Below are 13,859 nucleotides of genomic sequence, written 5' to 3' on the forward strand. Positions count from 1 at the left end.
CCGTCTGCCTGACTGGCATCATCGTTCAGTGGCGACTGGCGCTAGAGCAATGCCGCCAAAGCCCCTACCCTGTCAGACGGACCATCATGGCTCTCCCCCTATATACAAGGACAGGACTGCCGCTCAGCCCAACTGCCGCCACCCTTTGCCGACAAGCTGGAGATCTCATGCACAAGTACCCGACACTCTCTGCCATGGGAATTACCGAGGTTGAGTCCATTGCGCGCTATGCGCTCAAGGAAGGCAGCCACAGCGACGAACTCAAGATCTACTTCCACAGCACTGACGGCAGTAGCCTGCCTCACAGCATGAAATTCGATTTCCCCCACGCGGCCAAAAATACCTCCGCCGCCGAGTTGCTCGGCGCTCTGGGCGAATTGCAGCAACTGACCCGCCAGGGCCAACCCGCAGCCACACGGGAGCAGCTGCTGAGCGAGCTGAGCCACCTCGAAAAGGTCGTCAGCGCCAAGATCGCGGAGATGCGTTTCAACCTGAAACAGTGGCACTGACATCAGAGTACTGAAATAACAGCACCGAGACCCCAGTGTTAACCGATGGTGACAGGAGCTATGTAGTTTCTGTCCATAAGTGCCTGCCAGAATTCAGCTGGAATCGAGTGTTCATACCAGTCAAGATTCTGCTGTATTCTGGCAGCGCTGGTCATGCCAATAACAACCGATTTGACGCAGGGATATAGCAGGGGGAACTGAATTGCGGCGGCGGGCAAGGGAACCCCATATTCACTGCATACTTTTTCCAGCCCAATGACCTTGTCGATGACCTCAGACGGCGCTGCATCATAAAAATAGTGCCCTGCGCCGGCTGATCCCTTGGCGAGGATGCCCGAGTTAAAGGGCGCGGCCGCAATAAGTGAAACCTCTTTCTGGCTGCATCTGGCGGTAAAGCTTTCAGTAATTTCATTTTCAAGCAGCGTGAAGCAGTTAGCCACCATAAAACAGTCAAAATCGGCCTGATCCAGCGCCGAATCACATGCCTGCCACTCATTAACGCCCAGGCCGATGGCCTTGACGGCCCCCTGATCGCGCAGCTCAGACATCGCCCTGAAGCCACTATCCATGGCAATACGGAATAGCTCTGGCAGCTTTTCCCCCTGGGTAAACACATCCAGATCATGCATCAGCAGCATATCAATTTCAGCCACGCCCAGGCGTTGCAGCGAATCCTCAAAGGCACGCATGACCCCATCATAGGTGTAGTCATAATGACGTTTGAAGGGCGCCGCACCGACAAAACCGGCTTCTTCCATGGGTGCGTTTTTCTGCAGCGGATGCAGCAAACGCCCTACCTTGGTGGAGAGAAATATTTCATCCCGTGGCTTTTCATGCAACGCCAGCCCCAGGCGGCGCTCGGAAAGACCAGCGCCATAGTGGGGGGCGGTATCGTAATAGCGTACACCCTGACCCCAGGCCGCATTCACCGCCGCTTGGGCTTCAGTGTTGGTAATACTGCGAAATAAATTACCAATTCCTGCGGCACCGAAGCCCAACTCAGTTATCGGCGTACCGCTCCTGTCCATAACCCTGGTTTTCATGATTAAAGTCCACGTCAATTTTTATGGGTATTTAGGGGAAGGCCAGTCCATAAACTTTATTTAAATACTTCTAACCCGGTGGACAAACAGATTCCCTCCCGATTTGTCCGTCACGTCCGGCTGAATACTCGGCAGGCAAGTTGCTGCTTTGATTCTTGCGGATTAATACTCTGTCGCAGGATGAGCAAAATTCCACCGGGCTCAGTTGTGCAGGCAGCGGTCAGATAAAAAACGGGATCAGCGCTGTCTGTATACATTTTCAAACGACAAGCTGCTTACAGATCAAAGGCACGCACGAGCTGGCGTTGCTCGCCCAGTCTATCGATGCCCAAACGCATCACTTCACCGCCTTTGAGATATTTCGGTGGATTCATGCCCAGACCCACGCCCGGCGGGGTTCCAGTCGAAATAATGTCACCGGGTTGCAGGCTCATGAACTGACTGCAATAGGCGATAAGGAAAGGCACCTTGTACACCATGGTCGCCGTAGTGCCATTCTGGTAGCGATTTCCGTCAACCTCGAGCCAAAGGCCCAGTTCATCTGGGTTACCTACCTCGTCGGGCGTAACCAGCCAGGGTCCTGTAGGGCCGAAAGTGTCACACCCCTTGCCCTTGTCCCAGGTGCCCGAGCGCTCGAGCTGGTACTCTCGCTCCGAAATATCATTGATAACGCAGAAACCAGCCACATGCTTCATGGCATCCGCTTCATCGATATAGGAGCCGCCTGTACCTATCACCACACCCAGTTCAACTTCCCAATCCGTTTTCTGGGAGCCGCGGGGGATTTGAATATCATCGTTAGGCCCAACAATAGCCGAAGTCCATTTACTGAACATCACAGGCTCAGGAGGCACCGGCATACCGGATTCCTCAGCGTGATCGGCATAGTTCAAGCCGATACAGATAAACTTGCCCACAGCGCCAACACAGGCACCCAGGCGCAGGTCTTGCTGCGGCGTGCCTGCAACGATCGGCAGCGTGCTGATATCCAGCCCTTGCAAGCGCGCGATACTGTCGCGGCCAAGCGCAGCTCCGGCGATATCTGGCACTATCGCAGAGAGATCGCGGACCTGGCCGTTCTCATCCAGAACACCTGGTTTTTCCTGGCCTGCCAACCCGTAGCGTAGAAGCTTCATGTAGATTTCCTGTTGTTGAATCCGTGTTGAGGGATAAAGGCATGACCCGGTAATTTAAGCCGGATCATGCCCCTGAAAACGATTAATCGTAGAGCACAGCGGCAATCTTGGGCTCGTCAATGTTCGACGCATCATAATAGTAAAAGCCGGTATCTATGATCTCGGGGAGCTTCTCGCCACGATAGGCACTCAGGGCGGCCTTGACGGTTTCATAGCCAATGCCGACAGGGTTCTGCGTGATAGCACCGGCCATCACCCCTTCACGAATCGCATTGGTCTGGGCTTTGCCAGAGTCGTAGCCAATGATGACAAGATCGGTCGCGCTCATCTCGCGCACGGCATTCACAATACCAATGGCAGAACCTTCGTTGGTGCCAAACATGCCAGAAAGGCCCGGGTTCGCAATCAAAATGGCCTTGGCCACTTCAGTCGATTGCAGCTGGTCACCCTGGCCATACTGCACCGAGACCACTTCAACATCCGGATAGGCCTCTGCAATGCGGTTGAGGAAACCGTCGCGACGGTCGATGCCAGTACGGCTGGTCTGGTCATGGGCGACCACTGCCACTTTCCCTGCCCCGCCAATGAATTCCGCCATCTTGTCTGCGGCCAGCGCCGCCGCCGCGACATTGTCAGTCGTGGCGGTGGTTACCGGGATATCGCTCTCCACACCGCTATCAAAGGCGACGACCGAGATACCCGCCTCGGCAGCCTTGCGCAGCAGCGGGATGGCAGCCTGACTATCGAGGGCGGCAAAGCCAATGGCGCTGGGCTTGTTGGCCAGCGCCGCGGCAAGCATGTCGATCTGACGATCCACCATAGTTTCACTGTCAGGACCTTCAAAAGTGACCCGCACATCAAATTCTGCAGCCGCCTGATCAGCACCTAATTTCACAGCCTGCCAGAATTGATGCTGAAATCCTTTTGAAATCAGCGGGATATAAATTTCTTCCTGGGCCATAGCAGCAGGAGCGGTAACGCTCAGAGTGATTGCACCAATAACGCCAAGTAGCGTGCGACGTGTCAACATGTTGATTTCCTCAGTTTCTGTTTTTTTTGGGTCGAGGTTGTGCGGGGACTCTGGATCGCCCCCTCACAGGGTTAAAAACTGTTTCGGTTGGTAATTCGATATCAGGCTTTCTTGCGACGCATCATGTCGGCATAAACGGCCAAAATGATAATTGCTCCGGTCACCACGGTTTGCCATTCCTGGGCGACCGAGAGAACCCGCAAACCGTTGGTCAACACCGCCATGATCAGGGCCCCGATCAGGGTACCGAGGATAGTGCCCCGCCCGCCGGACAGTGAGGTTCCACCTATAACAACAGCGGCAATGGCCTCAAGTTCGTACCCCAAACCCAGGGCCGGCTGCGCAGAATTAAGACGCGAAGCGATCAGCAGCCCGCCGATGCCGCAAATACCGCCGGCCAGGGCGTAGATCGCCATCTTCCAGCCATCCGTATTGACGCCGGACAGACGCACCGCCTCTTCGTTGGAGCCCAGTGCAAAGGCATAGCGCCCAAGCACGGTGCGGCCGAGGATATAACTGGCAGCCGCGGCGACCAGGAAGAGGATGAGCACACCGTTGGGAATGGGCAGCGCCGGAATGATTTCACCAATCAGGGATCCACGGGAAATCAGGTCAAAACCGGGCGTGTCATTGAAATAAATCGGACGGGTGCCCGAAATTACCAGCGACAGTCCCTTGAGAATCAGCATCATGCCCAGTGTGGCGATAAAGGGCGGGATCTTCATCTTGGCCACAAAGGTGCCGGAACAAAGACCACAGAGTGCACCGGTCGCAATGGCAGCCACCACGCCCAGGGGCAACGGCATACCCGCGTAGGTCAATACGACACCGGCCATCACCGCCGTGAACGTCATCAGGGTGCCGACGGACAGGTCGATGCCGCCGGTGATAATCACCAGGGTTGCGGCTATCGCCAGCACGCCATTAACCGAGGTCGCCTGCAGGATGGCGATCATGTTGGAGGTCTGCATAAAATTGGGTGAGACCAGGGAGAAAGCGATCAGCAGCACTATAAGGCTGGCAAAGGCCAGCAGCCGCTGATGGGTCCCCATTTCAATCAGCCGGGACAACAGGCTTTTGGGTTTTTCGGGGGGCACTGTGGTTATAGTCGGGTTTACGGCACTCATTATTTTTCTCCTGCCAGCGATACGCTAGCTTCACGCTGCGTGGCCAATTGCATGATTGCTTCCTGGGTTGTACCCGCACCACCTGGCAGAATGCCGGTCAGGCGCCCTTCACACATAACGGCAATGCGGTGACTGAGGCGCATGACCTCGGGCAGCTCGGACGAAATCACTATGATCGCGCGACCCTGGCCCGCCAGTTCCTCAAGTAGCTTGTAGATTTCAGACTTGGCGCCTATATCGATACCACGGGTGGGTTCGTCGAAAATCAGAATATCGCAGTCCCGCAGCAGCCATTTGGCGATAACCACTTTTTGCTGATTACCCCCGGAAAGAAACCGAACCTCCTGCCGGTCAGACGGCGTACGAATACCCAACTGGCTGATATAACCGACAGCGACATCCTTCATCGCCTTTTCATCCAGCACGCCCGCCCGGCTGGTAAAGGTATTCAGGCTTGCCAGGGATATATTTGCGCGCACATCCATGCCCGTGGCTAGGCCAAAGTGCTTGCGATCCTCCGACAGATAACCAATTCCGGCAAAGACAGCGTCGTTGGGAGACTTGATGCTGCGAACCTTGCCGTGAACCCTGATCTCGCCGCTCTCCAGCGGATCGGCGCCAAAGATTGCACGGGCCACTTCGGTACGGCCGGCGCCCATGAGACCGGCAAATCCGAGTATCTCGCCCTTTTTTACAGAAAAGCTGACGTCGCGTATTTCTGCGCCTCGATTGAGCTGCCTGACTTCAAGCGCGACTTCGTTGCCAGAGGTGTCCGGCACTACCAGCGGGTTTTCCTGCACCTCACGGCCGACCATCATCGAGATAATTCGGCTCAGCGGCGTCTCGCTCGCCTGCACAGTGTCGACGTATTCGCCATCGCGCATAACGGTTACCCGATCTGCAATCTGCTTTATCTCGTCCATCTTGTGGCTGATATAGATGATGCCCACGCCCTCAGCCTTGAGCTGGCGAATGATGCCAAAGAGTTCAGCGATTTCCGCATCATTCAGTGCCGCCGTAGGTTCATCCATGATGAGCACACGAGAGCGGAATGACAGCGCCTTGGCGATCTCGATCATCTGCTGTTTGGCAATCGTCAGAGTCCCGACAATGGCCTTGGGATCAAGTTTCAGGTTCATCGTGGCGAAAATTTCCGCCGTCTGCTGGTTCAGGGCACGCTCATCCAAACGCCCCAAAAAACCTCTGGGCTCACGTCCGATAAATACATTCTGCGCAACCGTCAGATCGTTCATCAGGCTGAGTTCCTGATGGATTATTCCGATACCCAACTCCTGCGCCTCACGTGGTCCAGCCGGTTCAGCCAGCTCACCCCGAACCCAGACGTCACCGCCATCGCGCTTGTATATGCCCGACAGGACCTTCATCAGAGTCGACTTGCCGGCACCGTTTTCCCCCATCAGCGCGTGGACTTCTCCCTCAGCCAGATCAAACTGCACACTCTTCAGCGAATGCACCCCTGGAAACCACTTTTCGATCCCGTGCATTTTGACAAGTAGTGTCATCCCGCAACCCTCCAAAACCTATTTTAATAATTATTAGATGGTGAGGTTTCTCGTCAGATGGTGACTCCGCCGTCAACCAGCATCGCCTGTCCTGTCACAAGCTGGCTTTCATCTGAAAGCAGATAAGCGACCATATGCGCAATGTCGGATGCTTGAGCCAAACGCCCCATGGGCTGGCGGGCGATAAAATCTTTCTCGGCCTGAACCGGATCAGCCGCAGCCGCAATGCGTCCGCGCAGGGATGGCGTATCAACTGTGCCAGGGCAAAGCGCATTGCAACGCAGGCCCTGCTTTACATAATCAGCGGCAATCGCCTTGGTCAGCCCAATGACCGCAGCCTTGGTTGTGCCATAGGCGGTACGGGCAGGAAAACCCTTAATAGAGGATGCCATAGACGCCATGTTCAGGATCGAAACACTCCCGGTTTGCTGCGCGCGCTGCAACATGCCAGGTAAAAAAGCGCGGCACATGCGGATCATGGAGGTTACGTTCAGACTGACACTGAAGTCCCAGTCTTCATCTGAAAGCTCGAGTATGGTGCCGTGATGCACAAAACCGGCGCAGTTAAAGAGTCCGTCCAGCCCTGGCAACTCTGCGGCGAGCGCGTTGACAGCCTCGGCATCGGTCACATCCAGAAAGCGGGTCTCGATTAAGTCTGACTCGCGCTGCAAACTTTCGAGCGCATCCAGATTGATATCGGTAGCAATAACCCGCGCACCCTGAGCGACGCAGGCCTGTACACTGGCTCGACCAATGCCTTGTCCGGCAGCAGTAATTAGAATTGTTTTGCCTTCAAGCCGCATGCTTGATTCTCCTGTTTTAGTTTTTCAAATCACATGACTGCGCCGATCTGCCAAGGCACAAACTCTGCCCCGCCAAATCCCAGCTCTTCACTTTTTGTCTGCTCGCCGGAGGCGACACGAATAATGAGTTCGAACAGCTCATGTCCCTTGTCTTTAATACTCACGCCGCTGGAAACAATGTCTCCGCAATTCAAATCCATGTCGTCAGACATGCGTGTATACATCTCTGTATTAGTGGCAAGTTTGATGCAGGGCGTTGGCTTGTAGCCGGAGACAGAACCACGGCCTGTCGTAAAGACAATCAGATTTGCCCCGGAGGCGACCTGACCGGTTACCGAGCAGGGGTCGTAACCCGGACTGTCCATAAAGACAAAGCCCTTGGTGTCGATCGGTTCAGCGAAGAGGTAAACATCACTCAGAGGAGCTGTACCACTCTTGGCGACCGCGCCGAGTGACTTTTCGAGGATAGTGGTCAAGCCGCCGCGCTTGTTGCCAGGGCTGGGATTGTTGTCCATCTCCCCGCCATTACGCGCGCAGTAATTTTCCCACCAGCGCACCCGTGCAATCAGCTTTTCTGCCACCTCTTGAGACACAGCGCGGCGGGTAAGCAAATGTTCAGCGCCATAGATCTCCGAGGTCTCAGACAAAATCGTGGTGCCGCCGTGGCGTACCAGCAGGTCCGAGGCATAGCCCAGTGCAGGGTTGGCCGTGATGCCGGAATAACCGTCCGAGCCACCACACTGCATCCCCACAGTGATAGCCGAAACCGGGGCGGGACTGCGCTCGGCACTATTGGCGATTGCAGCAATGGCGCGCAGCTCCTCAAGCCCTTTTTCAATGGTTTTGCGCGTCCCGCCCTCTGCCTGGATAGTCATATAGTGCAGGGCGCCATCTGCCCGAATCGAACGCCCGCCGACCAGAGCATCAACCTGCATCACCTCGCAGCCGAGACCCACCAGCAGAATTCCGCCGAAATTGGGGTGTCGCGCATATCCAGAAAGAGTGCGAAACAGGGTGTCGTAACCTTCGTCCTTGCCAGACATACCGCAGCCCGAGCTGTGAACGATAGGCACTATGCCGTCGATATTGGGAAATTCATCGAGCAGCCCGGATTTTTCCGCAGCCTCGGCGATGAAGCGGGCGACCGAGCCTGCACAGTTAACCGAGGTTAAAATTCCGATGTAATTTCGAGTGCCTGTCTTGCCGTCTGCTCTGGCATACCCCATGAAGGTTCTTTCATCGCTCGCAACGGGCAGCGCGACACTTTGGCTCGCGAAAGCATAGTCCTGCAAGTGCTCTCCCATCCCCAGGTTGTGCGTATGCACATGTGCACCCGCTGCAATATCTGCCGTGGCCTGACCAATGATCTGGCCATATCGAATCAGATCTTGCCCCGCCTTGATTGGGCAAACTGCAACCTTGTGTCCACGCGCTACCGCTTGCTGCAGGCAAACATTGGCACCTTGCAGTGCATGCCCAGCGGTGAGATCGCAAAGAGCAACCACGACGTTGTCGTTTGGATGCAGGCGAATTGTCTCTGTAGCCTTACTCACGCTGAGCCCCCTTGTTCCGAAATTCACATTTCATGTGCCTTGTTGTATCCTCAAACTAGCACTCGACACATCTGTCGTCAACTAACATGTTAGTATTCAGGTAATGGAAATGAATGCAGTCACCCTCACCGACATAGAAGACCTGAGTGGTTCCCTTGCCCAGCGGGTCTACCAGTCCCTGCGCGAAGCCATCCTCTCGATGGCCTACCCGCCGGGTACGATTCTGAGAAAAGGCGCCATTTGCGAACAGCTCGGCGTTTCGCGCTCACCGGTATCAGAAGCCATAGCTCGACTGTCTGCAGAGGGGTTGGTGGATGTCATCCCCCAGTCGGCAACGCGGGTTTCCTGCTTTTCGATGGATGAGATTCGCGAAGCGAGTTTCCTGCGCGAGGCGCTGGAATTGGCGGCAGTTGCAAGAGTTGCCGAACAGCGCAGCGACGAGCAGTTGACGCAATTAACCAGGAACCTGCGACTGCAGGAGCTATTGGTGGAAGACAGGGATTTTGCGGGCTTCTACAAGACGGACGAAGAGTTTCATGCATTGCTGATGGAGTTCACCGGCTTCCCTGGAGCCTCCTCGGTTGCATCGACTGTGTCCTTGCAACTGAAACGTGCCCGCATGCTGTTGCTGCCCGAAGAAGGCCGGCCGGCAGAAGCCGTCAAGGAACATAAAGCAGTCCTGGACGCCATTCGCTTGAGTGATCCTGTCGCCGCCCAATCTGCAATGAAGCTGCACCTGGGGCGACTCATCACACAGCTCGAACCACTGGAAGGTCAGCATCCAACCTTCTTTCGCACACGCTAAGACGCCATACCCAGCTACACGAGTACCGCGCCAGAAAGCACTGGTCCTGAAAGTGGCTGATACAAATTTTCGCAATAAGCGCACCGCAGCGCTGCAACCGATGGAGACTCCCCATGCTGCGTAATATTCCGCCGGTGCTATCACCGGACCTTCTGCACGCACTGCGTGCCATGGGCCATGGCGACGAAATCGTCATAGCGGACGCAAATTTTCCGGCAGAAAGCTCCAGCCCCAAATGCATCAGGCTGGATGGAATTTTGGCGACCGATGTCCTGCGGGCGATCCTCGAAGTCATGCCGCTCGACAGCTTCGAGCCTGTCCCGGTATTAACCATGCAGGTTGTAGACGACGCCGACGCCATTCCGGAGATTGTGGCAAATTTCCAATGCATCATCGATACAACGGCCGATCACCCGGCGAAGATTGGCAGCCTGGAACGCTTTGCTTTTTACGAACGCGCAAAATCCGCCTTCGCGATCGTTCAGACCGGCGAGCGACGGCTTTATGGCAATATCATCCTGAAAAAAGGTGTTATCCAACCATGAAAATCGATGCTCATCAGCATTTCTGGCAACTCGACAGAGCGGATTACGGCTGGCTCACACCCGAGCTGAGCATGCTGTATCACGATTTTCTGCCTGATGACCTGAGCCCCATGCTGGAGACAACCGGGATAGACGGCACTGTGCTGGTGCAGGCCGCCCCGACAATCCAGGAAACCGAGTTTTTACTGTCACTCGCCGAGCAACATGCCTTTATCAAGGGCGTCGTCGGCTGGGTGGATTTTGAAAGCAAGACAGTAACCGGCGAGATAGAGCGACTGGCAGCCCATCCGGTTCTGGTGGGCTTTAGGCCCATGATCCAGGATATCCCCGACCCTCACTGGATGCTGCGCCCGGAGCTGAAGCCCGCATTTGACGCATTGATCGCCAATGACCTGACATTAGATGCCTTGACCCTCCCGCTACACCTCAGCAATCTGCAGCAACTGCTCGATCACTACCCTGATATGCGGGTCGTCATCAACCACGGCTCGAAGCCACAGATACGCCAGGGCGCTTTTGATGCGTGGGCCTGTGATATGGCGGCGCTGGCGAAAGGGACCAGCGCCTTCTGCAAGCTATCAGGTCTGGTGACCGAAGCGGCGGAAAACTGGACGGCGGAGGACCTGAAACCCTACGTCGATCACCTGCTGCAAACCTTTGGCCCCAGACGCCTGATTTGGGGCAGCGACTGGCCTGTTTGCAAGCTTGGCGGGGGCTATCAGCAGTGGCTGTCGGTAACCGAGACCCTGCTGGGGGGCCTCAGCGAGACTGACCGCGCAGCGATTTTCGGACTCAACGCTGTCCATGCCTACCGCATCCCTGACTGATCTTTGCTCTCTGACCGCTGGCCTTTAACTTCTGAGATCTGCCACAGGCGCCCGGCACGAGACTCAGGCTCCGTACCATCCTCAACACCGCAGCCGTCTACACTTAAGGGTACCCCGCGCATTGCAGCGGTATGCGGCAATCGGCGGTACCTCGGCCTGTACACAGCGCCTATACACTCCTTGCAGTGAGACAGTTCCATGAGCCAGTCCCAGGGTCAGCGCAAACTTACCGCCATTCTCAGTGCCGATGTCGTCGGTTACTCGCGATTGATGGGCGAAAACGAGCAGGCCACCGTCGACACCCTGAAGGAATATCAGCAGGCCATTGGCCGGGTCATCGAACGTCATAAGGGGCGCATTGTCGATGCGCCCGGCGACAATATCCTGGCCGAATTTCCCAGTGCCGTGGAAGCCGTTAACGGTGCCGTCGAAATACAGAAAGTGCTGGAAGGGCGTAACCTGGAGCTGCCGACCGACAGACGCATGGAGTTTCGCATCGGCGTCAACCTCGGCGATGTTATCGAAGACGAGAGCGACATCATCTTCGGCGATGGTGTCAATATTGCCGCCCGCATGGAAGCACTGGCCGAGCCTGGCGGTATCTGTATATCCAGTTCAGTCTACGATGCCGTTGAAGGCAAGGTGCACTTCGGCTACGACTTTCTCGGCGAACAGCGCGTCAAGAACATAGCCAAGCCGGTCAATGTCTACCGGGTGCGCGCCAGCGACATGCCTCTGCCTGCGCACAAAGCGCCAGCTGGCGCAGGATGGCAGTTCGCGGCCGCCGCACTGGCCCTGGGTCTGACGCTGGGCGGTCTCGCGGTCTGGCTATCTTCTGCCCCCTCGGCGCCACAGCAGGACGTCGCCGCGCCATCTGCTGCGCCGGCCAGCAAACCTGCTGACTCCATGGCCCAACCCGGCCCCTACCTCCTGGTGGGGCAGCTCGTGGATCAAAGCGGTATCGCGTCGGGGAGCGGGCGCATCTACGGCCAGGCTATGATTGATTCAAGCAACTGGATTAACGCCAATGGCGGTATTAATGGCCGCATGATCGACTTGGATACCGTCGATACCTCCTACCTGGTTCCCAGGGCGCTGGAGGGTTACCGCAAGTGGAAAACCCAGAATGTACTGGCCATTCATGGCTGGAGCACACCCTCCACCGAAGCTCTGGTCAGCGCTGTCGCCGAGGATGAAATACCCTATTTCTCGGCCTCCTACGCCGCCTCCCTGACGGATCCTACCGGCCGTGGTGTCGAGGGCCGGGCCGCCCCCTATAATTTTTTCTATGGCCCATCCTACTCGGACGCCTGTCGCGGCCTGGTGCAATGGGCCCGTGAAGACTGGAAAGCCCGCGGCAAAACCAGCACCCCAAAATTCGTCCATATGGGTGAAAACCATCCCTACCCCAATGCGCCGAAAAAAGCCTGTCAGGCCTACGCCACGGAACTCGGCTTCGAGGTACTGCCGGTTATTGCCATGCCCATGACGCCGGGCGATAACAGCACCCAGTGCGAACGGCTCAATTCCCAGGGGGCTGATTACGCCTATCTCGCCAATACCACTGCCTCAGTTTCCGGTCTGCTAAGCACCTGCAAGGCGCTCCAGGTTCAAACGCAGTTCATGGTGAATATCTGGGGCTTTGATGAAAATGTAATGAAGGCGGCAGGTAACGCGGCCGATGGTGTGGTCTGGGTCATGGGCGCCGCCAAGTGGGGCGACGATGTCCCGGGCATGTACACAGTGCAGGAAGTTTCCAAAATGTCGGACCCTACCGGCCAGACGTACCGTCCGGTGCACTACATCCGCGGGGTCTGTTCGATGTTTTTTATCAAGGAAGCCATGGAGTGGGCCGACAGAAACGGCGGTATCAGCGGCGCAAATATCCGCCAGGGCATTTACCAGCACAGGGACTGGGTGCCCGTGGGACTCGAGGGAGTCTGTTCACCGGCAACCTGGACCCCCGAAGATCATCGCGGCGTAACCCGGGTGCTGATCTATCGCAGCCATATCAAGGGCCCGACCGAGGCGGATGTCGCCGAACTGGTCGCCCGGGGCATCATCCGCATGGAGCGCGTCTTTTCTGTGGATATTCCGCGCCGCCCCGAGTGGCTCGGGCTCTGATGTCCACCAGCTCTAAACATCAGCACCTCAGAAGAAGCCTTTAACTGTCAGGCCGACGCCGGACAACAGCAGCAGGCCGAAGGCAAAGCGCCGCAGGGCCTGATTGGACAGAGGCGGCGGGAAGCGCCGCGCAGCCACGGCCGCGAACATCACCACTGGTGCCCCCAGCAGCGCCAGGCCGACAAAGCTCTCGCCCACCGGCTCCGTCCAGAGTACGACAACCAGACGCAATGCTGACATCACGCTGAACAGGCAAATCAGAGTCGCACGAATAGCGGCTATACGATCTGGCTGCCGATACATCATAAAGGTGGCGGGTGGACCAAAGACTGCAAAGAGTCCACCCATAAGACCGGCCAGCACGCCGCAGAAGGCAAAGGCCGGGATCGAGGAGGGTTGCTCCAGCTGTTTTACCCGGTACATCATCAGCAAGCTGCTGCCGACCAGACAAAGCCCCAGGGTACCCTGGAGCAGTCCCAGTTGCCCCTCACTGGTGTAAGAGAGTAATTCCAAACCAACAAAGGTGACCGGCAGGCAGGTTGCCAATATCAGCCCCAGCGCCCGCCAGTTAGTGTCCCGCCAGAGGCCTCCTCGCAGCGTCGCCGCTGCATTGACCAGCGTCAGTGCACCGACCAGTAGCGCCGTCACATCGATGGGGGCCAGCCCCAGCGCCGTAACTGTGGCCATCACTATCAGACCAAAGGCAAAGCCGGTTGTGGCCTGAATATAACTGGCCAGCGCCAGGCAAAGCAGCAACAGCAGCTCAGAGCCACCAATGACGATCATGCAACATCCTCGTCGTTACTCCTGGGGGCGAATAAAGCCATCAGGCGG

Annotated in this window: 13 protein-coding genes; 5 read left to right on the forward strand and 8 right to left on the reverse strand. The window is 56.7% G+C overall.

Annotated elements, in window-relative coordinates; all coding sequences use genetic code 11:
• The first annotated feature begins 167 nt into the window (after window positions 1-167).
• Complete coding sequence (locus MPRO_RS07905; RefSeq protein ID WP_067290000.1) at window positions 168-509, forward strand: DUF3461 family protein; 342 nt, start codon at window positions 168-170, stop codon at window positions 507-509.
• A gap of 38 nt (window positions 510-547) precedes the next feature.
• Here MPRO_RS07905 and MPRO_RS07910 read toward each other — a convergent pair whose 3' ends face one another.
• From MPRO_RS07910 to MPRO_RS07940, 7 genes are all read right to left on the reverse strand, one after another.
• Entirely contained in the window at window positions 548-1,552 is a 1,005-nt protein-coding gene (locus MPRO_RS07910; protein WP_245635050.1) for an aldo/keto reductase, read from the reverse strand.
• Window positions 1,553-1,827: 275 nt separating this feature from the next.
• A complete protein-coding gene (locus tag MPRO_RS07915; RefSeq protein ID WP_067290007.1) occupies window positions 1,828-2,688 on the reverse strand; it encodes a fumarylacetoacetate hydrolase family protein in 861 nt (286 codons plus the stop codon).
• Between the two features lie 82 nt (window positions 2,689-2,770).
• Complete coding sequence (locus tag MPRO_RS07920) at window positions 2,771-3,718, reverse strand: ABC transporter substrate-binding protein (RefSeq protein ID WP_067290011.1); 948 nt, start codon at window positions 3,716-3,718, stop codon at window positions 2,771-2,773.
• Between the two features lie 101 nt (window positions 3,719-3,819).
• Window positions 3,820-4,845: an ABC transporter permease gene (locus MPRO_RS07925; protein WP_067290013.1), complete on the reverse strand. Its 1,026-nt coding sequence runs from the start codon at window positions 4,843-4,845 to the stop codon at window positions 3,820-3,822.
• The gene (locus MPRO_RS07930) at window positions 4,845-6,368 is read right to left on the reverse strand and encodes a sugar ABC transporter ATP-binding protein (protein WP_067290016.1); all 1,524 of its coding nucleotides are present in this window, start codon (window positions 6,366-6,368) and stop codon (window positions 4,845-4,847) included. Before MPRO_RS07930 ends, MPRO_RS07925 begins: the two co-directional genes overlap by 1 nt.
• A gap of 53 nt (window positions 6,369-6,421) precedes the next feature.
• On the reverse strand, window positions 6,422-7,171 hold the full coding sequence (locus MPRO_RS07935) for an SDR family oxidoreductase (protein WP_067290020.1): 750 nt from the start codon (window positions 7,169-7,171) through the stop codon (window positions 6,422-6,424).
• Between the two features lie 29 nt (window positions 7,172-7,200).
• Window positions 7,201-8,751: a UxaA family hydrolase gene (locus MPRO_RS07940; protein WP_245635051.1), complete on the reverse strand. Its 1,551-nt coding sequence runs from the start codon at window positions 8,749-8,751 to the stop codon at window positions 7,201-7,203.
• Between the two features lie 82 nt (window positions 8,752-8,833).
• Between MPRO_RS07940 and MPRO_RS07945 the strand changes: the two genes are divergently transcribed.
• The 4 genes from MPRO_RS07945 (at window position 8,834) to MPRO_RS07960 (ending at window position 13,025) form a co-directional block, all read left to right on the forward strand.
• The gene (locus MPRO_RS07945) at window positions 8,834-9,529 is read left to right on the forward strand and encodes a GntR family transcriptional regulator (protein WP_067290027.1); all 696 of its coding nucleotides are present in this window, start codon (window positions 8,834-8,836) and stop codon (window positions 9,527-9,529) included.
• Between the two features lie 113 nt (window positions 9,530-9,642).
• Window positions 9,643-10,074: an RbsD/FucU family protein gene (locus MPRO_RS07950; protein ID WP_067290031.1), complete on the forward strand. Its 432-nt coding sequence runs from the start codon at window positions 9,643-9,645 to the stop codon at window positions 10,072-10,074.
• The gene (locus tag MPRO_RS07955) at window positions 10,071-10,901 is read left to right on the forward strand and encodes an amidohydrolase family protein (RefSeq protein ID WP_067290033.1); all 831 of its coding nucleotides are present in this window, start codon (window positions 10,071-10,073) and stop codon (window positions 10,899-10,901) included. The genes MPRO_RS07950 and MPRO_RS07955 overlap by 4 nt, the downstream gene beginning before the upstream one ends.
• 198 nt (window positions 10,902-11,099) lie before the next feature.
• A complete protein-coding gene (locus tag MPRO_RS07960) occupies window positions 11,100-13,025 on the forward strand; it encodes an ABC transporter substrate-binding protein (RefSeq protein ID WP_082708557.1) in 1,926 nt (641 codons plus the stop codon).
• Window positions 13,026-13,052: 27 nt separating this feature from the next.
• On the opposite strand, the gene MPRO_RS07965 is transcribed toward MPRO_RS07960, so the two are convergent.
• Window positions 13,053-13,811, reverse strand: coding sequence for a TSUP family transporter (locus MPRO_RS07965; RefSeq protein ID WP_067290037.1), 759 nt, complete (start codon window positions 13,809-13,811; stop codon window positions 13,053-13,055).
• Window positions 13,812-13,859 lie beyond the last annotated feature (48 nt).

The sequence above is a fragment of the Marinobacterium profundum genome (assembly GCF_001528745.1).
Lineage (GTDB): Bacteria > Pseudomonadota > Gammaproteobacteria > Pseudomonadales > Balneatricaceae > Marinobacterium_A > Marinobacterium_A profundum.